18 protein-coding genes are annotated in these 21,515 nt (G+C 59.9%); 7 read left to right on the top strand and 11 right to left on the bottom strand.

Annotated features, from left to right (window positions below; translation table 11 throughout):
• The first annotated feature begins 13 nt into the window (after window positions 1-13).
• From BJP05_RS03730 to BJP05_RS03715, 4 genes are all read left to right on the top strand, one after another.
• Window positions 14-1,417 carry an exonuclease domain-containing protein gene (locus BJP05_RS03730; protein WP_070362244.1) on the top strand — a complete coding sequence of 468 codons (1,404 nt, stop codon included), beginning with the start codon at window positions 14-16 and terminating at the stop codon, window positions 1,415-1,417.
• A gap of 188 nt (window positions 1,418-1,605) precedes the next feature.
• Complete coding sequence (locus BJP05_RS03725; RefSeq protein WP_070362243.1) at window positions 1,606-2,058, top strand: hypothetical protein; 453 nt, start codon at window positions 1,606-1,608, stop codon at window positions 2,056-2,058.
• A gap of 47 nt (window positions 2,059-2,105) precedes the next feature.
• Window positions 2,106-4,613, top strand: coding sequence for a malto-oligosyltrehalose synthase (treY, locus tag BJP05_RS03720; protein ID WP_070363474.1), 2,508 nt, complete (start codon window positions 2,106-2,108; stop codon window positions 4,611-4,613).
• Window positions 4,614-4,638: 25 nt separating this feature from the next.
• Window positions 4,639-5,676, top strand: coding sequence for a GTP pyrophosphokinase family protein (locus BJP05_RS03715; RefSeq protein ID WP_070362242.1), 1,038 nt, complete (start codon window positions 4,639-4,641; stop codon window positions 5,674-5,676).
• Here BJP05_RS03715 and BJP05_RS03710 read toward each other — a convergent pair.
• Genes BJP05_RS03710 through BJP05_RS03700 form a run of 3 tightly spaced genes read right to left on the bottom strand, consistent with a single transcriptional unit; the run spans window position 5,673 to window position 6,957 of the window.
• Entirely contained in the window at window positions 5,673-6,059 is a 387-nt protein-coding gene (locus BJP05_RS03710; RefSeq protein ID WP_070362241.1) for an RNA-binding S4 domain-containing protein, read from the bottom strand. The two genes, BJP05_RS03715 and BJP05_RS03710, sit on opposite strands and share 4 nt — an antisense overlap.
• A 9-nt stretch (window positions 6,060-6,068) precedes the next feature.
• Window positions 6,069-6,302 carry a hypothetical protein gene (locus BJP05_RS03705; RefSeq protein ID WP_070362240.1) on the bottom strand — a complete coding sequence of 78 codons (234 nt, stop codon included), beginning with the start codon at window positions 6,300-6,302 and terminating at the stop codon, window positions 6,069-6,071.
• A gap of 10 nt (window positions 6,303-6,312) precedes the next feature.
• A complete protein-coding gene (locus BJP05_RS03700) occupies window positions 6,313-6,957 on the bottom strand; it encodes a YigZ family protein (RefSeq protein ID WP_070362239.1) in 645 nt (214 codons plus the stop codon).
• Window positions 6,958-7,014: 57 nt separating this feature from the next.
• On the opposite strand from BJP05_RS03700, the gene treZ reads away from it, so the two are divergent.
• The gene (gene treZ / locus BJP05_RS03695; protein ID WP_070362238.1) at window positions 7,015-8,799 is read left to right on the top strand and encodes a malto-oligosyltrehalose trehalohydrolase; all 1,785 of its coding nucleotides are present in this window, start codon (window positions 7,015-7,017) and stop codon (window positions 8,797-8,799) included.
• Here treZ and ilvA read toward each other — a convergent pair.
• Complete coding sequence (ilvA, locus tag BJP05_RS03690) at window positions 8,783-10,072, bottom strand: threonine ammonia-lyase IlvA (RefSeq protein WP_070362237.1); 1,290 nt, start codon at window positions 10,070-10,072, stop codon at window positions 8,783-8,785. The two genes, treZ and ilvA, sit on opposite strands and share 17 nt — an antisense overlap.
• A 194-nt stretch (window positions 10,073-10,266) precedes the next feature.
• Here ilvA and BJP05_RS03685 point away from each other — a divergent pair, with 194 nt between their 5' ends.
• Window positions 10,267-10,725, top strand: coding sequence for a hypothetical protein (locus BJP05_RS03685; RefSeq protein ID WP_070362236.1), 459 nt, complete (start codon window positions 10,267-10,269; stop codon window positions 10,723-10,725).
• Window positions 10,726-10,761: 36 nt separating this feature from the next.
• Entirely contained in the window at window positions 10,762-11,136 is a 375-nt protein-coding gene (locus BJP05_RS03680; protein WP_070362235.1) for a hypothetical protein, read from the top strand.
• A gap of 79 nt (window positions 11,137-11,215) precedes the next feature.
• On the opposite strand, the gene BJP05_RS03675 is transcribed toward BJP05_RS03680, so the two are convergent.
• From BJP05_RS03675 to BJP05_RS03645, 7 genes are all read right to left on the bottom strand, one after another.
• Window positions 11,216-12,424 carry a cobalamin-independent methionine synthase II family protein gene (locus tag BJP05_RS03675; RefSeq protein WP_070362234.1) on the bottom strand — a complete coding sequence of 403 codons (1,209 nt, stop codon included), beginning with the start codon at window positions 12,422-12,424 and terminating at the stop codon, window positions 11,216-11,218.
• A 101-nt stretch (window positions 12,425-12,525) separates the two neighbouring features.
• Window positions 12,526-16,089, bottom strand: a complete 3,564-nt coding sequence (dnaE, locus tag BJP05_RS03670; RefSeq protein ID WP_070362233.1) for a DNA polymerase III subunit alpha — start codon at window positions 16,087-16,089, stop codon at window positions 12,526-12,528.
• Between the two features lie 56 nt (window positions 16,090-16,145).
• Window positions 16,146-17,426, bottom strand: coding sequence for an ABC transporter permease (locus BJP05_RS03665; protein WP_070362232.1), 1,281 nt, complete (start codon window positions 17,424-17,426; stop codon window positions 16,146-16,148).
• The gene (locus tag BJP05_RS03660) at window positions 17,423-18,136 is read right to left on the bottom strand and encodes an ABC transporter ATP-binding protein (RefSeq protein ID WP_070363473.1); all 714 of its coding nucleotides are present in this window, start codon (window positions 18,134-18,136) and stop codon (window positions 17,423-17,425) included. Before BJP05_RS03660 ends, BJP05_RS03665 begins: the two co-directional genes overlap by 4 nt.
• A 186-nt stretch (window positions 18,137-18,322) precedes the next feature.
• Window positions 18,323-19,990, bottom strand: a complete 1,668-nt coding sequence (locus tag BJP05_RS03655; protein ID WP_145945242.1) for an efflux RND transporter periplasmic adaptor subunit — start codon at window positions 19,988-19,990, stop codon at window positions 18,323-18,325.
• Window positions 19,991-20,066: 76 nt separating this feature from the next.
• Complete coding sequence (locus BJP05_RS03650; RefSeq protein WP_145945241.1) at window positions 20,067-20,603, bottom strand: hypothetical protein; 537 nt, start codon at window positions 20,601-20,603, stop codon at window positions 20,067-20,069.
• Entirely contained in the window at window positions 20,596-21,486 is an 891-nt protein-coding gene (locus tag BJP05_RS03645; RefSeq protein WP_070976582.1) for an RluA family pseudouridine synthase, read from the bottom strand. The genes BJP05_RS03650 and BJP05_RS03645 overlap by 8 nt, the downstream gene beginning before the upstream one ends.
• Between the last annotated feature and the right edge of the window lie 29 nt (window positions 21,487-21,515).

The following is a 21,515-nucleotide window of genomic DNA, read 5'->3' as shown; positions in this document are numbered from 1 at the left end:
GGAGCCATACGCTGTGATTACTGCTAGCCGTGCGACGTTGAGTGTTTCGAATACGGAGCTGGTCGTCACCCCAACCCCCTTGGAGGCGGCGCTGGCTGGCTCCAGCGAGCCCACGCGCATTCCGATAGAGGCAATCACAAAGGTTGACTTGACCGAAGGCGATGACTGGAGCACGGGCACCGTCAGTATCACGTGTAGCGACATCGTTGTAAACGTTGTTTTTGCGCCTGGCGCGGGCGCTGCGATGCGCGAGCTCGAGGATGCTATTTCTGCTGCACAGCGTGGCGACGCCCCGACGCAGGACGCGCAGCGAGGCGGTTCAAGCGGTTTGCCTGGCTTTGATTTCGTTGCGTTTGATGTGGAAACCGCCAACCAGAGGTGGGGTTCTATCTGTCAGATCGGTGCGGTGAAAGTCATTGATGGTGTAGAAACTGACCGCGTTTCTTGGTTGTGTATGCCTCCGGAGCAGTGGGCCGAGTTTGACCCCCACAACGTCGCTATTCATGGGATTCGTCGGGAGGACGTGGCAGACGCACCAAGTGTGGCTGACTGTATTGCGCAACTTGTCGAGTTCGCTGCTTCCCTCCCCCTTGTGGCTCACAATGCGCATTTTGATAGCACTGCGCTGTTTCAAGCTGCTGGTGCAGTCGGGATGGATGCGCCACAGGTGCTCTTCGCATGCTCGTTGGCGCAGGCACGCTCGTGCGACCTTGATGTTGAGAACCACAAGTTGCCCACCTTGGCGTCTCACTTCGGCGTGCCGCTGGAGCAGCACCACGACGCCTGCGCGGATGCTGCAGCCTGTGCGGGCATCATGGTTGGCCTGGCCCGTCGGGCGCACTACCAGGGTTCACTTGTTGGGTTTGTCCATGACGCTGGCTTCACTTTGGGCTCGATCGATTCCCATCGGGTGACTCCAGTGCTCAGGGACCGATCCGGCGCGGGCCGTGCACTGCAAGCAGAAAGCATCGCCAAGGGAGGCATGCAGGCAGCTGCCGCTGCAGTTCCTGCACCTGCTGGAAGCAACCAAGCGGGCCCCTCTAGAAAGAGCACGCCGAAGCAGAGCAAGGATCGCAAGCCAGCTCCGTGGCAAGCGGTGGCAACCCCGGACACGGTGCCAGAACCGGCGCTCGATGCCGATGCTTCCTCGCCATTGTTTGGGCAGCACGTCACGCTGACCGGTGAGTTTTCTCCATTTGATAAGGGTGCGCTGTGGCAAGGCATTGCTGCTCAGGGCGGCCAGGTGGGCAAGAACGTGACGAAGAAGACCACCATCCTCGTTGTTGGCGAATGGGGGTCAATGACCTCGAAGGAAAAGCGGGCTCGGCAGCTTATTGAGCAGGGCCAAGACATAGCAATCTGGAAGGCCGATCAATTGCTGGATGCCCTAGGATTGAACGAGCAACCACCGTTTTAAAACTTTTTGGGAACCATCGGCGGGTTTGAACGGTCTAAGTACATATGACTACTCATATGCCCGCTCCGTGCGCCCCTTCAATGCTTGTACCCATTTTCCCCCGTCTGGCCCGACGTTGTGAAATCACGTCGAGTTCTTCGCGTGCGTGGCTCACGCCAGGTTTCGGGGCTTCGACAGCTTACATCAGTTTGGCGCCCGGGTTGGTGTGCGTCTTTGACTCAGATTCGGTGGAGGGCCTGACGCACCAGTCCATTGGCGCGATGGGCTTGACGGTCCACCAGGCGTGGAACTCAGCTGCGCGCATGCTGAGCACCGATCTTCTCGAGGGCCGAGTCACTCTGGACTACGAGCGGGCGGAGGATTCGTTGGGGGAGGTAGTGCCGAAGGGGGTGCAGGTGCAAAGCTCTGCTGGGTATGCGGCGTCTTGGCTCGCTCACCCGCAACTCTTCTCGACGCTCTATGCTCACGTTGATCGCGTACTCATGCCGCACAACGAATTGCTGTTCTATTCCCGCGATCAGCAAGAACTCTTCGTCTTCGACGCCACCTTGGAGGAAGTTCTGGCGTTCGCCAATCCGGAGCACGTCATGCGCTATTCGGTTGGCTTCCCCCTCTCTTGTGATTCTCGCGTCCGCAGCTAAGTGCGTCTTGAGCTACTAGGGTGGCTGGTAACTTCAAGGAGGACGTATTGCAAACCCCAATTACATCAACCTACCGTCTCCAGCTGCGCGGCCCACAAGCAGATCCGTCGAGTCGCGCGTTCGGCTTCGACCAGGCCGCGCAGTGTCTGCCCTATTTGGAGTCACTCGGTATTTCCCATGTGTACCTCTCTCCTATCTTGCAGGCACTGCCGACATCGAATCACAACTATGACGTCACTGACCCGACTGTGGTCAACCCGGAACTGGGTGGACTAGCAGGCTTCCGGCGCTTCGTGGAGGCAGCCAGAAAACTCAACCTTGGCGTGATTATCGATATCGTGCCGAACCACCTGGGTGTCGCTTCCCCGCAGCTCAATAACTGGTGGTGGGACGTTCTCAAGCATGGTCGCGACTCTGAGTACGAGCGCTACTTCGATATCGATTGGCACGCTGACAACGGGGCGGGCGGGAAGCTCGGCCTGCCGATCTTCGGGAAGGAACACGACGAAGATGCTCTCACGCTGCGCTATTTAGATCAGGACAACCCCGAAAGCGGCATCGTGCTGGCCTACTACGACAACGTATTCCCACTCAAGCCAGGCACCTGCTCTTCCCTCGACGACGATCCGAAGGAGGTCTACGAGCGTCAGTCCTACAAGCTGATGTTTTGGCGCGACGGCATCATTTCTTATCGCCGATTCTTCTCTGTCAACGGGCTTGCGGGCATCCGACAAGAGGACCCCGCGGTCTTTGAACACACGCATGCGATCATCCGCCAGCTTGTGGCTGAGGATCTGATTGACGGCGTCCGCGTCGACCACCCGGATGGACTCACGGACCCTTTCGGGTACTTGTCACGGCTTCGTGATGTTGTTGGTCCCGATCGATGGCTGGTCATCGAGAAGATCTTGGAGGCCGACGAGCCGCTCGACCCACGCCTGCGCGTCAACGGCACAACTGGCTACGACGCGCTTCGCGAGCTCGACGGCATCTTCGTCAACCAGACGGCCGAGGATACACTCAGTATGCTCGCACTGCGCCAATCGGGCTCCACGTGGGATCAGGCGGCGCTTGATGCCGCGGCGCTACAGCTCAAGCGTGAGGTGGCAACGCACGAGCTTCAGGCGGAGGTTCGCCGTCTCACGCGCGCTATTCGGCGCGATAACTTTTCGACGGCCGGCTCCGCCGTCTCTGACGAAATCCTCGTTGACACCGTCATTGCATTAATCGCAGCCATCCCCGTCTACCGCGCCGATTACCGATCACTGTCCAGGATTACCGCGACGGTCGTTGCCGATATGGCGCAGCGCTTCCCTTCCCGGCGCGACGCCCTCGACCTCATCGCGGCTGCCCTGCTCGCTGAAGGTGAGGCAAGCACCCGCTTTGCGCAGGTGTGTGGCGCAGTCATGGCAAAGGGCGTCGAGGACACGTTGTTCTATAGGGCGAACCGGTTGGTGGCGCTGCAGGAAGTAGGCGGCGCTCCTGGCCGTTTCGGGGTTGGTGCGGCAGAGTTCCACTTGTTGCAGCAAGAGCGTACTGAGCTGTGGCCACAAACAATGACGACGCTGAGCACCCACGATACGAAGCGCTCCGAAGATACCCGCGCGCGGATGCTGGAGATCGCCGAAGTACCAAACGCGTTTGCGGAGTTAGTGAACACGACGACAGCGCTGTTGCCTCCGCCAGACCACGCCACGGCGCATTTCTTACTGCAGAACATCGTGGGGATTTGGCCCGCGGATGGGGTTGTGACAGAGACGCTTTCGCAACGGTTGCGTGACTATGCGCTGAAGGCGATCCGCGAGGCCGCTCTTCATACCAGCTGGTTCGACCCCGATGAAGGGTACGAGCAGCAGGTACTGGATTGGGTGAATGCGGTATTGGCAGGCCCTGCGACTTCGCTGATTTCGGACTTCGTGGCGACTCTCCACGAGGGGGCCGTCGCGGTATCACTGGGACGCAAGGTGCTCCAATTGGCTGGCGCAGGTGTCCCCGATACCTATCAGGGCATGGAGTTTTTCGAACCCACACTCGTAGACCCGGACAACCGAAGCTTCATCGACTACACAGCGCGTACCCAAACGCTGCATCAGTACCTCGATGCACGGCAGCAACCGCAGTTCAATCTGGGTGACTTCTTGGGCTGCGAGCAAGACGGTTCGCCGGGCCGGTCCTGGCCCGGCCTATCCGAGTCTGTTGACGCCGCCAAGCAGCTGGTTATCCGTGAATGCCTTACGGCACGAAAGACCACGCCGACCTTGTTTACCGAGGGGAAGCACCGCGCGGTGTTTGCGGTCGGCCCATCCCAGCAGCACTTTGTAGGATTCGCTCGTGAGCACCGGGATACGGCCGAGATTGGCATGATTGCGGTTGCAACCCGAAAGCCCCTTGAACTTGCGCGCCGGGGTGGCTGGGAGGACACCACACTGACGTTGCCGCAGGGCTCCTGGTTCGAGCGGTTCACCGGTAGACAGTTTCACGGCACTGTCCCGGTCGGTGTCCTGCTCGAGTACCTTCCTACTGCGCTGTTGGAGCGTCGAGAGGCCCTCGACTAGGAAGAATCGGTACACTGTTGTGCCGATGAACACGAAGCACAATGACACAATCGCGCAACTCGGCAACACCTACTTCGCGTGGCTGCGGCAACACGAAGGGGTTGCCGAGGAGTTTCGTCATGCGCTCCACGAGCTCATGATCGACGCCGGTATCAACTTTGACCGCGTCGATGTCCGCATCAAAAGCTGGCCTTCGCTGAAAGAAAAAGCTAAGAAGCGTCGTGGTGGAAAGATTGTGTACCCGGACCCGTGGAACGACATCCGTGACCTCATCGGGGCCCGCATCACCGTGATGCATTCCACCGAAATACCGGCGGTGCTGCGCCTTCTGGCGGATCAATTCGATGTGCTCCGAAGCGTGGACAAGGCGCAGGAGACGAGGGTGTCGGGCACGTTCGGATACGGCTCGCACCACCTGGTGCTCCAGGTAGGTGAGCATAACGAGGAGCTCGAACACTACCGCGGGCAAGTCTTCGAGGTGCAAGTACGGACGGTGCTACAGCACGCGTGGGCGGAGTTCGAGCACGATGTGCGCTACAAGCGCTCTCACGGCGAGCTGGACCCACAAATTGATCGCGCGTTCACGCTCGCAGCCGGGCTTATCGAACTTGCGGATCAGCAGTTCGACCAAATCGCAGAGCTGTCCAACCCGCAAAAACAGAGCCCGAGCGCTCCCGATACCGCAGCGGCATTGGCACCAGAGACGCTCCCCGGCGTGCTCACCGTGATCCTTGGGGCGTCGTTTCCCCTGTCCCGCGTTGATGATTACAGATTCTTGCACGAGCTACTCAGCGCCGACGGCATCGAGACAGTCTCTGCTCTCGCGGAGTTAGCGAACCCGGCAGACATCGAAGCCGTGCAGAACACGCTGCAGACGCGGTTCACCCCAGGCCAAGTCAGGCTTGTCGACGATCTCTTGCTGAACAAGTACGGGCAGGAGCACATCAACCGCACGTGGGAAAGCGGAAACCGGCCATTACTACGCAAACGCAAACTTACACGCAGGCTCACCCAACTCCGTGAGGGCGGCGCCCCGCAAACAAACTCGGGCGAGAACGCCTAGAAGCTGTTGCGCCCCCGCAGGCGGTCGAGCTGCCTGCGCTCTTTCTTCGTCGGCCGACCTGCCCCACGATCCCGTACGGGCAGCGCACCTAACACCTCCGATGCCACAGGAGGTGGGGAGTGGTCTACATAGCAGGTCGTGGCGATTTTCGCCCCGGCGCGCTTCTGCAGCGTCTGGGTGACTTCCAGGTCAAGGTAGCGGTGGTCCTTCCACACCTTGAGCCGATCCCCTGGCACGACCTGTGCTGAGGGCTTGACTGCTTTGCCATTGAGCTTGGCATGTCCGGCCCGAACCGCCTCCGCGGACAACGAGCGTGTCTTAAAGATGCGGACAGCCCAGAGCCAGACGTCGATCCTCGTCGCGGTGGTATTTGGGCTAGTCATCGTGCTTGTTTAGTAGTTGTCGTGATGGTTTACGATCTTTTGCACCTTGCTCCAGTTGATATAGCCACCAACCACGCCAATGACAAGGCACACGATAAACAGTTGCCACGAACCGGCAATCAGGCCGAGCGCTACACCAGCGCCGAGGCCACCGCCGGCCCACACGACTGCGTTCTTGGAGTAACGGCGTACCGCCTGCTTGCGGGATTCAATCGGATTCGATGGACGAGGCTGCATAGTCATGGCACACAGTTTAGCGTGCAGATTCAATCCATTGGCGGCCTGCTTCTTCTGCCTCCGCTCGGCCCTGGGTGCTCGCTGCGAGTTGCGCGTCGAGTGCTTCGCGTTGTCCGGGGTCGTGCGCCAGCGTGTACGTGGCGGCGGCACCGTACTCGACGTTGACAATGTCAAAGCCTGCGTTGCGCAGCTCGGCCTCAATGCGACCTGCCTCCGCGTGCGGCAGATCGACGCGCACGAGTTCCTTTGTACTACGCAGCACCCGCGGTACCAGTGGAAGCGTCTGCCCAACCGAGTCAGAGTAGGCGTGAACCAGCCCTCCTGCACCCAGCTTGATACCACCGAAATATCGGATCACGACAGCGGTGAGGTCAAGCATTTCGGAGCCGTGCAGCATATCGAGCATCGGTTTGCCTGCGGTGCCGGAGGGCTCCCCATCGTCGGATGAGCGTTCGACGGGCAGGGCGTCGTCGACGTGCAGAATATATGCGGAGCAATGGTGACGTGCATCGGGGTAGGTCTCACGGGCCTGCTGGATCAGGGCCCGCGCCTCGGCTTCAGACTGGGTGCGGCCAATCCAAGTGATGAATCGGGATCGTTTGATCTCGATCTCGTGAGTGGTGATGTCACCGGCGGCGGGCAGTTCGTACGATGTGCGCATAGTGCTTCCACTCTAAATCCATTGCGACGGTTATGGTACTTCCATACAGTTGGTGGTATGTCTAGCAAGCACACTCCGATGCCCCAACAATTTGGGGTGTGGGCTCCGAACGCGCACGGCGCGCGCCTGCACCTCCACGACAGCGAAGGGCCCCGCACGCTCGAGATGCAGCGTGACGAGACCCGCCGGGACTGGTGGGTGGTTCCGCGCGAAGTCGCCCAACCCGAAATTGGTGCGCGCTACAGCTTCTCCTTGCTTCGTGACGGCGAGTGGTCACAGCCACTACCCGACCCTCGTTCGCGCTTCCAGCCCGAGGGCGTCCACGGCCCATCAGAGGTGACCAGCAGCACGTTCGATTGGACGGATGATTCGTGGGAAGGCATCGCACTTCGCGACCAAGTCCTCTACGAGCTCCACGTGGGCACCTTCACGCCACAGGGGACGTTCGAGGGGGCCGTCGAAAAGCTTGATTATCTTGCCGAACTTGGCGTCAACTCCATCGAGTTGCTGCCGGTGCAGCCCTTCGCGGGTGCCCGCAACTGGGGCTACGACGGCGTGGACTGGTTCGCCGTGCAGGAATCGTACGGCGGCCCCGAGGGCCTCAAGACCCTTATCGACGCTGCTCACGCCCGCGGTATCGCCGTCATCCTCGACGTGGTGTACAACCACTTCGGCCCCGAAGGTAACTACAACGGCAACTTCGGTCCGTACACAACCGCAGGGCACACCGACTGGGGTGACGTGATCAACCTGTCCGGTGCCCACTCGGATGAGGTCCGCGCATATGTACTCGACGCCGTGCTCCAATGGCTCGACGAGTTCCACGTCGACGGCCTGCGACTCGACGCGGTGCAGACCTACGACGATCGCCTGGCCTTCTCCATCATGGAGGAAATCAAGAACGTCGCCAACGAAGTTGAAGCTTCCACCGGCATCCCCCGCACCATCATCGCCGAATCGGAGCAAAACAACCCACGGCTCCTCGAGTCCCCGGAGCGCGGCGGCTACGGGCTCGACGCACACTGGCTTGACGACGTCCACCACGGGATCCACACGCTGGTCACCGGCGAGCGTGCCGGGTACTACGCCGACTATGGCACGCTCGAAATCCTGGCGGATACACTGCGCAACGGTTACCGCTTCCGCGAGGACTACTCCGTGTACCGCCAGCGTACCCACGGCAAGGCGCTCGACCTTGACCGCGTCGCACCGTGGCAGATGGTCACCTACACCACCGACCACGACCAGACCGGAAACCGCGCGAAGGGTGACCGCCCGTCGCAGTATCTCAGTGCGCGCAAGCAGGTCCTCAAGGCGGCCGTCGTACTCCTATCTCCATTCAGCCCGATGCTTTTCATGGGCGAAGAGTTCGGTGCACGCACGCCGTTCCCATTCTTTGTCTCGCACAGCGATCCACAGCTCCTGGAAATGACCCGCCAGGGGCGCATGAACGAGTTCGCCCGCATGGGATGGGACTCCTCAGCCGTCCCGGATCCTGCCGCGGAGGAAACGTTTACCTCCGCGAAGCTCGACTGGAACTTCGACGAGGAGCAACGCGAGATCCTCAGCGCGTACAAGAAACTCATCGAGCTGCGCCGACAATACCCGATGGCACGCGACGACCTTCGCCAGCTGACCGTAGATCACGGCCCAGCTCAGGGCGCAGACGACGCGTGGCTAACCATGGGTGACCAGGCAGTGCTGGTGGCAAACTTTGGGTCGGAGGGCACCGTCGCCCCAGTGGGCGGAACACTGCTGTACACCTTCGGTGGCGCCGAGGTCTCCGCCGACGAAACCCGCTTAGAACCGTGGGCATTCGCCCTGGTTATGCCGACACAATAAAGTCATACTCGGGTGTGCCTGGGAGGAGGCGTCGGCAATCAATGACCGACGCCTCCATCCGCTCAAGCAACGGCTCGAGGTCGCTAGCGCAAGAAAGCTCCAGGCCAACCAGTGCGGCACCGGTTTCTTTGTTGTTCTTCTTCAGGTACTCGAACAAGGCGATATCGTCATTAGGCCCAAGGATGTCGGTAAGGAACGTGCGCAGCTGCCCTGGCTCCTGAGGGAAGTTCACCAAAAAGTAGTGCTTCAGTCCGCGGTGCACAAGCGAACGCTCCATGACCTCTGCGTAGCGCAACACGTCGTTGTTGCCACCAGAGATGATGCACACCACCGTGCTGCCCGGCTGCAGCTTCATCTGCGATAGTGCCGCCACAGACAGCGCGCCCGCAGGCTCCGCGATGATGCCCTCGTTTTGGTACAGCTCCAGCATCGACGTGCACACCGCGCCTTCTTTGCAACGCAGCAGGTGCGTGCGAGCAAGGTTTTCCTCAATAACAGCGAACGGGAAATCGCCGGTGCGCTTCACAGCCGCGCCATCCACGAAGGACTCAATTTCGTTGAGCGTCACAGGGTGACCAGCCTCCAGGGCGGCCTCAAGCGACGGTGCACCCTCGGGCTCAACGCCTACGACCGCAGTGCCAGGCACCATGTCGGACACGTAGGAAAGCACGCCAGCCAGCAAGCCTCCCCCGCCGACTGGCACGAAGATGGTGTCCAGCTCGCGGCCCATAACTGACAACTGCGACACGATCTCCGCCGCAACTGTCCCCTGCCCGATGACGGTATCACGGGCGTCAAAAGGCTCAACCATGGTTGCACCGCGCTCAGCAGCGTCCTTGCGGGCGGCCTCCGCAGCGGCGTCAAACGTATCCCCCACGACGACCAACTCGATATTGTCGCCGCCGTGCACCAGGATGCGGTCTCGCTTCTGCTTCGGCGTTGGCTTCGGCACAAAAATCTTGCCCTGGATCCCCAACGCCCGACATGCGTAGGCCACACCCTGAGCGTGGTTGCCCGCTGACGCCGCAACGACGCCGGCTGCACGCGCCTCGTCACTGAGCCGTGAGATGCTGTAATACGCACCACGAATCTTGTAGGAACGAACGTCTTGCAAATCTTCCCGCTTGAGGAAAATCTCGGCACCGTACTGCTGCGACAAGCGGGGGCAGTACTGCAATGGGGTCGGCTCAATCACCGCAGAAATCTTCGACTGCGCTGCTTGAACGTCCGCGGCGTGTACCGCGTGGAAAGCTGGCTGTTCCTGTTCACTCATAACAGCAAAGTGTATACCGCTGCACCACGTCTAGGTGATACTTTGCCGTAGCCAGTCCAGGCGTTCTAACTATTAAAAGCGTCAATTATCTGCTAGATTTTCTAGCAACAATTCGTGGAGACCGTAGCATTTCATTGACATTGCTGTGGTTTCGCCTCGAATTCCTATCCTTTCAAACAACTTCAGGAGATTTCATGAAGCGCATTTCCACCGTTGCCGTTGCCGCCGCAACCGCAATCTCGTTGACCGTCGCCCCTGCGTTCGCAGAGGAGAACGCCCCAGCGAAGGACACCACGGCTCCAACCGCCGAGCAGACCCCTGGTGACACCAAGGATCAGAACACCCAGGAAACCCCTGACACCGGCAAGGAGTCCGACAAGAAGGACGAGGAGAAGCCAGGCGAGACCGAAAAGTCAGGCGAGACCGAGAAACCAGGCGACAACAACACGAATCCTGGCACCAACAACAACACGAAGACGTCCGGCAGCTCTAAGGGACACGCCCTCGGCGCTTTCGCAGGCATCCTCGCTGCGGTCCTGACCACCGGCTTGATCGTCCTGTCCGACCCGACTGGCCTCAACAAGCTCATCGACATGGCAAACGCGCAGTTCCACCTGGGTCTCGGCCACGTCCACGTGCCGAAGGTGTTCTAAGCTTCACCACTACTTCAGACAAACAGGGAGTTAAACGTGAATACACGCTCACTGGTCGCGCTTGCAATCACTACCGCCCTCGGTGGTGCTTGCCTCACGGCAAGCCCACTGATGGCACAAGAGAAGCAAGACACGCCGACCACGCAATCACGTGTTACTGCCACAGAAACAGCACCTGCTGTGACCGTGACGGTTACCGCTTCGCCAGTACCAAAGACCACGGAGCCACGAAAAGCTGAAGGCCCAAGCTCCGAAGCGATCAACAAAGGCATCATGACCGATGAAACTCGCGAGATTTTCAGCTATATCTCGGCTGGCATCGCACTCTTCGTCGGGCTGATTCAGATGATCACCGCGGCGATCAAGGCGATCCCTGGAGCGCAGGACAAGCTGAAGTCCATGCTTAAGTAGCTGCGTAGCACACAACGCTAAGGCCGGTGCCCTCCTTTCACAGAGTGGGCACCGGCCTTAGCTCATTTGGCTACTGCGATTAGCCAAACAGATGGCGCGTCGCGATCTCTGCGCCCTTCACCAGTGATTCCAGCTTCGCCCAGGCGATCTGGTGGTTCAGCCGCCCACCCAAGCCACAGTCTGCCGAAGCGATAACGTTTTCTGGGCCGACGACCTCGGCGAACTGAACGATCCTATCCGCAACCAATTGTGGGTGCTCGACAGCGTTCGTGCTGTGCGAAATGACACCCGGGTAAATAACGCTGCCCTCTGGCAACGCGTGGTCCTGCCAAACGCGCCACTCATGCGCGTGACGCGGCGATGCCCCCTCGAAGGAAAAGCCGCCAACCTCTGCCCGCAGGATCTCCTCGATAATGTCACCGAACGGTACGTCGGTAACGTGCGGGCCGTGCCACGAACCCCAGCAAATGCGCAGGCGAGTCAGTTCCTTCGGCAAGTCGCGGATGGACTCATTGATGGCGTCGATACGAATACGCAGCCACGCACGGTAGTCTTCCAGGGTCGGCTCGGGATTAATCTGATCCCAGGATTCCGCAAGGTCAGGTGCGTCGAGCTGCACGGTCAAACCGGCGTCGGTAATTGCCTTGTACTCGTGTGCCATCGCAGCAGCACACGCCTGTACGACTTCTTCGTCGGTGTTGTAATACTCATTCTTCAGACGGGCGGCGGAGCCTGGCGAAAGCGCTGCGACAAACCCCTGCGTGGCACCGGCGCGATCCATGGAGCGCTTCAGCAGTGCAACGTCCGTCTCAACTTCCTGCTGGCCAATGTAGGTAATCGGACCCGTGAACTTCGGGTTACCAACCTTCGCACGGCCAGTGAAAATGCCGGAGTGCGGGTCGGAGTACGCCTCGGAAAAGAGTGCGCGGTCTCGGCGATCAGCGAAGCTGGTCAACTCAATGTTTCCAGGCGTGGAACGCTTGATCTCCTGCGAGGCCCAGCGGTCCTCGTCGGTCATGGTCAGTCCACCAAGACGAGAGAAAGAGTAGTTCCACCAAGCACCGTAGTCGACCGCGCCAGAGGTGATGTGACCGTACTCACCCTCGTTGATGATGTCGATGCCCAGATCAACCTGGCGCTGCACCACGTCGTCGATCGCGCGCTCAAGGATCTCCTTAAAGTCCTCGTCGTTGATTTGCTGCTCCGAACGAAGTTGGTTCGCTTCGAGCAGCTCAGGGGTGCGCGGCAGGGACCCAACATGTGTTGTCAAAATCTTGTGCTCGGACATATATTATGCTCCACTCATTCGCCTCTTAGCTGGTATTGATTCCAACGACAGAGTGTAGCCAAGCTGATTTTCACACCGGGGAATATATTCACTCCCCTCCACTAGCCGAGGATCCCAACCCCCATCGTCGCCTTCAGATCGCCCATTAAGCTCGCCGAACGCTCCACCCGCAGATGGTCGCCTAACACCATCATTTGCGTCTCGTCGCCATGTACAAGGTTCAGGTACACATCCGAGTCGCCCGGGTTGTTCTGCAGCACGCCCTTCAAACGCTGGATATTATCCACAGTGCACTGCTCGGTGCGAAGCGTGAGACGCAGTGGCAGCCCAGCACCGTTGCCAGGCCCGAGCTCCGGCGTTTTGACGTCGTCGCCGAACAGGCTCATGCGTTCGTCACGGATCGAGACGTGCGCCTTCACAAGGATGATATTGTCTTCCACAATTTGTGGCGCAACCAGCGAATACACCTTGTTAAACAGCAACACGTCAACGGAGGCGCCGTGGTGATCCTCAATCGTGACGATCGCCCAAGGGGAACCGTCCTTCTTCGAGAAACGCCGATCGACCGAAGAGATCAGACCGCCAATCGTTACCTCGGCGCCGTTTCGCAATTCGCCGGAGAGGATCGTCGTTAACTGAGTATCGGTCTGTGCGTCAATTGCTTCCTCGAAGCCGTCAAGCGGGTGGCCCGAGACATACAAGCCCAGCATCTCACGCTCGAGAGCAAGTTTGTGTTTCTTGTCCCACTCCTCATCCGGGATCTGCAGCGCAAACGCGTTGTCAGCAGCAACAGCGTCGTCACCTCCGAAGGAGGCGAACAGGTCGAACTGCCCCTTGTCAGCAGCCTTCTTCGTGGTAAGCACAGAATCGACGGCATCCTCCTGGATGAGCATCAACCCCTTACGCGGGTGACCAAGCGAGTCGAACGCACCGGCCTTAATTAGAGATTCAGTAATTCGCTTATTACATGGCAGTAGGTCAATCTTGTCGAGGTAGTCAGAGAAGCTCGTGAACTCGCCCTTCGTCCGGCGTGTCTCCTTAATCGACTCAACAACTTCGACGCCGACATTACGCACCGCCGCGAGGCCGTATCGAACGTCCTCGCCAACAGCCATAAAGTTCTCTTCGGAAGCATTAATATCTGGCTGGAGCACGGAAATGCCAAGGTGGCGGCAGTCGGAAAGGTAGATCGCCGACTTGTCCTTCTTATCGCCCACCGAGGTCAACAACGCTGCCATGTACTCAGCGGTGTAGTTCGCCTTCATGTACGCCGTCCAGTAGGACACTAGCGCGTAACCTGCAGCGTGAGACTTGTTAAACGCGTACGAGGCGAACGGCTCAATAATCTGCCACAGTGCGTCCATCGCGCTCTTGGAATAGCCGTTGTCCTGCATCCCCGACCAGAACTTCTCGTACTGCTGCGCCAGCACCTCTGGCTTCTTCTTACCCATGGCCTTACGGAAGCCGTCTGCCTCACCAGCGGTGTAGTTCGCAACCTTTCGGGAGATCTCCATGATCTGCTCCTGGTACACGATCAAACCGTAGGTTTCGTCCAGGATGTCCTTCAGTGGCTCCTCAAGTTCCGGGTGGATGGCCGTAATCGGCTTGCGGCCATTCTTGCGGTCCGCGTAGTCCCAGTGGGCGTTCATGCCCATCGGGCCTGGGCGATACAGCGCGAGCGAAGCGACGATGTCCTTAAAACCAGTCGGGCCCATGCGCTTGAGCAGCTCTTGCATGCCACCCGAGTCCAGCTGGAACACGCCAAGCGTATCGCCGCGAGAGAGCAACTCGTATACCTTCGGGTCATCAGTACTCAACGACTCAAGGTCGATGGTCTCGCCGCGGTTCTTCTTCACGTTTTCCAGTGCGTCGCCAAGCACGGTGAGGTTTCGCAGGCCAAGGAAGTCCATCTTCAGCAAGCCGATGGCCTCACACGCTGGGTAGTCCCAACCAGTAATGATCGCACCGTCGGCAGGCCGCTTCCACATCGGGATGTGGTCCATCAAAGGTACCGACGCCATAATCACGGCACAAGCGTGCACGCCTGCCTGGCGCACAGTACCTTCAAGGCCACGCGCAGTCTCGTAGATGCGGGCTACATCCGGGTCAGTCTCAATCATGGAGCGCACCTCGGTCGCCTCGTTATACCGCGGGTGCTCCGGATCCGTAATACCTGCCAGCGGAATGTCCTTCGCCATGATCGCAGGAGGCAACGCCGCGTTAATACGGTCCGCCATCTGGAAGCCAGGCTGGCCGAAGTTCACCTTGGCCGAGTCCTTAATAGCCTGCTTCGTCTTAATCGTGCCGAAGGTAATCACCTGCGCGATCTTGTCCTCGCCCCAGCGCTCTGCAGCGTACGTGATCATTTCCCCGCGGCGGCGGTCGTCGAAGTCGATATCAATATCAGGTGCCGACGGCCTCTCCGGGTTCAAGAACCTCTCGAAGAGCAGGCCATGCTCCATCGGGTCAATGTTCGTGATGGTCAGCGCGTACGCCACAAGCGCACCCGCCGCGGAGCCACGGCCCGGCCCGACGCGAATGCCAACCTCACGCGCATGCTTGATCAGCTCGGCAACGATGAGGAAGTAGGACGGGTAGCCCTTCATATCGATGACGTCGATCTCGTAGTTCGCGCGCTCGATGTACTCCTCCGGCACCTCCCGGCCCTCGAAGCGCGCCTGCAAACCACGCATCACTTCCTTGCGCAGCCACGTTGTTGGGGTCTCCCCTTCCGGCACGTCAGCCACCGGCATCCGGTCGTGCGGATGTTCCTCCCACAGCTCGCTGTAGTCACCGACACGCTCCGCAATCCACAGGGTGTTATCGCAGGCGTCAGGCACCGTAGAGTCCCACAGGTCGCGCATCTGCTCAGCTGACTTGATGTAGTAGCCGGTGCCGTCGAACTTAAAGCGGTCCGGGTCCATCAGCGTCTTGCCGGTCTGCACACACAACATGGCCTCGTGCGCCGGCGCCTGGGACTCCAGGACGTAGTGACAGTCGTTCGTCACCAGTGGCGGAAGATCGAGCTCCTTGCCGATGCGCAGCAAGTCATTACGTACGCGCTGCTCAATATCCAGACCGTGGTCCATGAGCTCGAGGAAGTAGTTATCACGGCCGTAGATGTCCTGCCACATCGCCGCGGCCTCAAGGGCCTCACGGTACTGGCCAAGCCGCAAACGGGTTTGCACATCACCCGACGGACACCCCGTGGTGCCGATGATGCCGTCGGCATGTTCGGCGACGAGCTCCGCATCCATGCGCGGCCACTTACCAAGCTGCCCCTCGTACGAAGCCAGCGACGAGAGCTTGAACAGATTGCGCAGGCCGGTCGCGTTTTCTGCCAGCATCGTCTGGTGCAGATACGCACCGGAGGCGGACACATCGTCGCGCTTCTGGTCAGGGGTGCCCCACAGCACGCGCTTCTTATTCAGGCGCGACTCCGGCGCCAAGTAGGCCTCGATGCCAATGATCGGCTTCACCCCCGCGTCCACCATCTGGCGGTAAAACGCGTTCGAGCCGAACATATTACCGTGGTCAGTCATGCCCACCGCGGGCATTCCCTGGCGCACAACCTCCTCCGCAAGCATGTCAACTTTCGCCATGCCGTCGAGCATCGAAAACTCGGTGTGGTTATGCAGGTGGACGAAGGAAGATTTTTTGGCCATGCGCTTCATCTTATCCAGACTTCGGACACGGCCAAAAGAGCCAGCAACCAGCGAACTTATTCGTAACGCAAAGCATCAATAGGCTGCATCTTTGCAGCCTTCGCAGCCGGATAGGCACCGAAGAAGATACCGGTTGCCAGCGAAAACCCGAGCGCCAACACAATTGCGCCGAGCGGCGGCCAAGTAAAGGCATCGAACGCGGCCGTCGCGATCATGCCAATCGCCCCGCCCAGAATTACACCGATGATGCCGCCAATCAGGCACACCAGCATCGCTTCGACGATGAACTGCGTACGAATATCGCTTTGCTTGGCACCCAGCGCCTTGCGCACACCGATTTCCCGTGTGCGCTCAGTGACGGTGATCAGCATGATGTTCATCACGCCAATGCCACCGACCAGCAAAGAGATTCCGCCAATAGCGGAGAGCACCGTCGACATGATGCGGAATACGCTCGTCAGCTCTTCCAAGCTCGAGGAAAGATCCACCACCTCAATGGTGTAATCCTCGTTATTGGCGTACCAACGGTCCATGTAGTGTTGCAGGTCGGCCTGGAAGGTCTTCGCGTCTTCATCCGGCGCCGATTGCACCGAAAATGACGTGAACCAGTCGCTGTCAAGCCCAACGCGATCTGCAGCGGTGAGCGGGATATAGATGTCCGCAAACTGTTCTGCGGCACCAAACATTCCGCCGCCTCGGGAATCTTCCTCGCCATCGAGCACGCCCACGATAGTGAACACTGCCGGCTGGTCGTCTACAACCACATCGATGCGCTTGCCCAAACTGGCTTGGGCGTTGCCGTCGAAGAGGGCGTCGATAAGCGAGGGGCTCACGACTGCGAGCGGCCGGTGCCCATCGATGTCATCCTGGGAAATCTCGCGGCCGAACTGCACTTCGATGTTTCGCACCTTCATCGAGTCTGCAAGGACCGGCTTGACGTTCGTGGACACAGTTGTGTCATCGGAGACCACTTCCCCACTCGTGGAAACATCGATGTCCACGCCCTGGATACGGTCCCCAAATGCCTGACGCAGCTCATCGAGCTGCTCGGGAGTGACTGCGTTGCGCTCATCGGATGGTGGCGCGTAAGAAAACGCCGCGAAGGGATCCTCGGATGCATCCGCGTCATCGGGACGCTCATGCACCATCACCGGGTGCGTCGTAGTGCCGACGCCTTCAAGCCCCGACATCACCTGGCGCTCCAGACCACGGCCGAGCGTCATAATAATGACCACTGCCATAATGCCGATAATGATGCCCAGCAGCGTCAGCAACGAGCGAAGCTTATTCTTGCGAAGCGACGAGGAGGCAAGCTTGATTGACTCTCCTACGTTCATGGCCTCGCCCCCAGTGGGGCGCGAACCTGCGCGATGCGCCCGTCCATCATCTCTACAATGCGGCCAGTTTCTTCTGCCAACTCAGGGTTGTGCGTGATGAAGACGATGGCTTTACCAAGGTCGTCGTGCAGCTCGTGGAAGAGGTCCATCACCATGCGGCCCGTCTTGGAGTCCAGGGCACCGGTAGGCTCATCCGCGAGCAGCAGGTCAGGGTCGTTCGCAAGGCTGCGAGCAATTGCCACGCGCTGCTTCTGCCCACCCGACAGTTCGTTCGGGTTATGGTGCAAGCGGTCGCCCATGCCCATCATGTTCAAAAGTTCAGCGGCGCGCTCCTCGCGCTCTTTCTTATCGACGCCCGCATACATCATTGGCATCGCCACATTTTGCAACGCGTCGATTCGACCGATCAGGTTAAAGTTCTGGAAGATAAAGCCGATGTTCTGGCTACGATACGCGGCCAGCTCGTTGTCCGACTTGGCGTACACCGGCTCGTCGTTGAACGCGTACGCGCCGTCTGTCGGCCGGTCGAGCATGCCAACCAGGTTCATCAGCGTCGACTTGCCGCAACCCGACGGGCCGACGATAGAGACAAATTCGCCCTGCTCTGCATGGAAGTCGATGCCATGCAGCACGGTCAGCTCGCTGGGCTCTCCGACGTTGTACGTCTTGACGATCCTGCGCATGTCAATGAGCAGACCGCTCTTCGACATCGCCTCTTGCCCTGCAGGTGTGTGCAGTGCTGGTTGAGGTTGCGCAACTGGCTCTGTCAGCGTTGGTACTTCGAGCTCCTCCGTCGAAGGCTCGGCGGCCTCAAACAACTCGTCGAACTCTGCGTCGGTGGCATCGTCCTGTACGCGTTGTCGGGAGTGCTTTCGGAAGGGATTCCGTGCCATCGCCTACCCCTCCTTTTCCGCTGGCGCGGAAGACTTCGGCGCTGCAGAAGACGTCGCCGGAGTGGTTGCAGCGGCACTGCCTGTCGGCTTCTTGTCCTTTGCGTTCTTTACCTGCTCAGGATCAAAGTTTTCGTCGTTGACCTTCACCGTGGAGCCAACCTTGTCCTTGAAGTTCTCAGGCCAGTTGATCACGATGTCGCCTGGCTTGAGCTCGCCCCCCGTGACAGCGACGTCAACGTCATTCTTCGCACCGGTCTTGACAGTGCGCTCTTCTACGACGCCGCTGGTGTCGCCGGGATTCTCCGTTGCGAGCACCAAAATCTTGTTCTCGTCGTAGACGGCGTCGCGAGGAATGTTGATGGAGTTCTTCGCCTCTTCAGTGATAATTTCAGCACGCACACTGCCACCGAGCAGCAGGCCTTCCTTGTCACCGGTGACTTCGATCTCAACGGGGAACATCACCGAGGAGCCTCCGCCGCTGCCACCTGCGGACATTGCGGCTGCAGCCTCTGCCCCACTACCAGCACTCGCGCCTGTGGAACCGACCGGGGAAACTCGCGTGACGCGCCCAGTGAACTTCTTCTTACCCGTCGCAGTCGAGGTGAACTCAACGCGGTTGTCCTGCTTGATCGCCGGGACGTCCGCCTCGCGCACGTTAGCGCGGATCAACAGTCGGGAGTCATCTGCGATGCCAAGGACGCGACCCTGCGGGATATCGCCTACCTGCACGTCAACGTTTGTGACTACGCCAGCCATTGGAGCGTTAATCGTTGCTTCCTGCACTTGGAGCTGCAGCGTACCGTCGTCGTCAGCGGCAGAAGCATTCTCTGCTGCGCGCCACGCGGAATCAACCTGTGCCTGGAGCTGCTGCCGCTCCTGCCCGGCCTGCGCCTTGGCGGCCTCCAGCGCGGCTTGCGACTCCTGAAGTGCAGCTCGAGCCTGCTCCACGCTCAGCATCGGGACAGCACCCTGGCCGCCACCCGGAACTTGACCCGGCGCGGCCGGGGCTGCAGGAGGTGCCGTGCGGATGCCGTGGCCGGAACCGCCTGGCAGACGGGAGGACAAATCGCCGGCCATCTTTTGAACGTGGGCTGCGATCTTCGGCGAAGCGATCATCCGTGCGCCACCCTGCGCGGCAAGCGCAGCATCAAGCGCTGCCTGCGCCTGATCCACCTGGGCCTGCGCCTGAGCCACGGCCGGGTTGGAGCCGTTTGCCATCGCCTGGTCGTACGCGTTGAGCTGACTCTTGGCCTGCTCGACGCCCTGCATCGCTTCTGCCTGGGCACTCGCCTGCTGCTTTTCTTGCTTGGCAAGTTGGCGCTGCAGCGCGTCGGTGTTCATCTGCACCAAGAACTGATCTTTAGCGACGCGGTCGCCTGGCTGCACTGCGAGCCGTTCGACCTCGGACTGCAGCGCGGTCGTGATGCTCACTGAGCGAATCGGCGCAATGTTGCCATTGACCACGATGCTATTGGTGAGGTTTTCCTCTGCAGCGATCGTGTAATCTCCGGCGAGCAAACCATCGTGCCCGCCATCATCACCACCGCCAATAGCGCCACACGAGGCAGCGAATAACGCCGCGGTGGTAGCCAACGCTACCCCCGCAATTCGTGTCTTCGAAAATCGCTGACGCTGCGGGCTTCGGGCGTTGACTCCAGGGTCGGAAACCAATGTCTCTCCTCGTGTTGTTTTCCGCGCACCTTTTGGATGCGCGTATAGGTGCAATCCCGGAAAACTATACACGCCTTCACTGTGCGTCTACGAAACTTACGGGCCGGATTGCGAACGCGCCCCATACCGCGTCAGCTGGTAAAACTTCCACAGCAAACACATCGTTCACATCGTTCACATCAGCCAAATGCGCAACAGCGTCGTAGACGACTGCGCCTTCAATGTGTGCAGAGACTCCTCGGAATATCTCGGCGCGCGACGCTCCGGGCGCAGGCTCTCCGACTGGATTCGCGCCTAACTCGGTGATCACGGCGTTCACGCGCCCAACTGGGCGCAGTACTGCGTCTGCTTCTTCTGGATTCAAAGGATGGCCGAACGATACAAGCGCGAAGTGAGCCTGTTCACCTTCCTGCAATGCCTCTTCGAGGCTTTGCTCCGCGCGCGCCGCGTACTGCGGCGCAGTCTCGTCTTGTTCTGCCCCCAGAGCGTCCCCTTGCAGCACAGGTTGCTCCGGCGGATTATTGACGCCAACAAGGTAGCAGCATCCGTAAAGCACAGCACCGGCGAGCAATGCCGTGATTACAGCCCGCCACCCCTTTGCCTGGTTAGCCACGGTTCGCCGATCGCAACATGTCCAAGGCGTGCTGCAAGTCGTCCGGGTAGGAAGATTTCACCGTCATTGGCTTTCCGGTACTTGGGTGGTCGAACGTCAAGCTGGTGGCGTGCAGCCACTGTCGGTTGAGCGCAAGCTTGGCAGCAAGGTTCGGGTCACACCCGTACATTGGGTCGCCGACGCACGGGTGCCCTACCGAAGACATGTGGACACGAATCTGGTGTGTGCGCCCTGTTTCCAGATGGACCTCAAGCAGGCTTGCCTGGCGAAACGCCTCGAGCACCTCGTAGTGCGTAATACTCTGGCGCCCATCCGCCGTGACAGCAAACTTCCACCCCGCCGACGGATGGCGCCCGATCGGCGCGTCAATCGTGCCGACAATCGGGTCAGGCAGCCCCTGCACCACCGCGTGGTACGTCTTGTGCACCGTTCGGTCCTTGAACGCACGCTTCAGCACCGAATAGCCACGCACACTATTTGCGACAACCATCACTCCGGACGTGCCGACGTCCAATCGCTGCACAATCCCCTTGCGCTCCGGGGGGCCAGCATCTGGCAGTGTAAAACCCATCGCCTGCAACCCACCGACCACGGTTGGCCCCTCCCAACCCAGTGTTGGGTGGGCGGCAACGCCTACCGGCTTGTCCACAGCGATGACGTCCGCGTCGTGGTAGATCACGTCGAGTCCGTCGACGTGCTCGGCCACAGGCTCCGGCGCGCGCTTCGGCGGTGGCAGCGTGGCCTCCAGCAGGGCGCCCGCAGTAACACGATCGGATTTCTGTACTGGGGAGGCGTCGATAAGTACGCTGCCGTCGGCGATCATCTCTGCCGCAACACTGCGCGAGACCCCAAAGAGCTTTGCAATTGCCGCGTCAACGCGCATCCCCGACAGCCCCTCAGGCACCGGAAGCG

Origin of the sequence: Corynebacterium sp. NML98-0116, from assembly GCF_001767255.1 — a bacterium.
In the GTDB taxonomy this organism is placed as follows: domain Bacteria; phylum Actinomycetota; class Actinomycetes; order Mycobacteriales; family Mycobacteriaceae; genus Corynebacterium; species Corynebacterium pseudogenitalium.
Note: the sequence above shows the minus strand (reverse complement) of the source record. Positions and strands in the feature narration are given on the sequence as shown.

What these genes read in the sequence shown, in the direction of transcription:
- dnaE (WP_070362233.1), bottom strand. Translation starts at nt 16,089, where the DNA reads ATGGCCAAAAAATCTTCCTTCGTCCACCTGCATAACCACACCGAGTTT.
- BJP05_RS03715 (WP_070362242.1), top strand. Translation starts at nt 4,639, where the DNA reads ATGAACACGAAGCACAATGACACAATCGCGCAACTCGGCAACACCTAC.
- BJP05_RS03645 (WP_070976582.1), bottom strand. Translation starts at nt 21,486, where the DNA reads ATGCGCGTTGACGCGGCAATTGCAAAGCTCTTTGGGGTCTCGCGCAGT.
- BJP05_RS03710 (WP_070362241.1), bottom strand. Translation starts at nt 6,059, where the DNA reads ATGACTAGCCCAAATACCACCGCGACGAGGATCGACGTCTGGCTCTGG.
- BJP05_RS03660 (WP_070363473.1), bottom strand. Translation starts at nt 18,136, where the DNA reads ATGTCGAAGAGCGGTCTGCTCATTGACATGCGCAGGATCGTCAAGACG.
- BJP05_RS03675 (WP_070362234.1), bottom strand. Translation starts at nt 12,424, where the DNA reads ATGTCCGAGCACAAGATTTTGACAACACATGTTGGGTCCCTGCCGCGC.
- BJP05_RS03705 (WP_070362240.1), bottom strand. Translation starts at nt 6,302, where the DNA reads ATGACTATGCAGCCTCGTCCATCGAATCCGATTGAATCCCGCAAGCAG.
- BJP05_RS03665 (WP_070362232.1), bottom strand. Translation starts at nt 17,426, where the DNA reads ATGAACGTAGGAGAGTCAATCAAGCTTGCCTCCTCGTCGCTTCGCAAG.
- treZ (WP_070362238.1), top strand. Translation starts at nt 7,015, where the DNA reads ATGTCTAGCAAGCACACTCCGATGCCCCAACAATTTGGGGTGTGGGCT.
- ilvA (WP_070362237.1), bottom strand. Translation starts at nt 10,072, where the DNA reads ATGAGTGAACAGGAACAGCCAGCTTTCCACGCGGTACACGCCGCGGAC.
- BJP05_RS03700 (WP_070362239.1), bottom strand. Translation starts at nt 6,957, where the DNA reads ATGCGCACATCGTACGAACTGCCCGCCGCCGGTGACATCACCACTCAC.
- BJP05_RS03685 (WP_070362236.1), top strand. Translation starts at nt 10,267, where the DNA reads ATGAAGCGCATTTCCACCGTTGCCGTTGCCGCCGCAACCGCAATCTCG.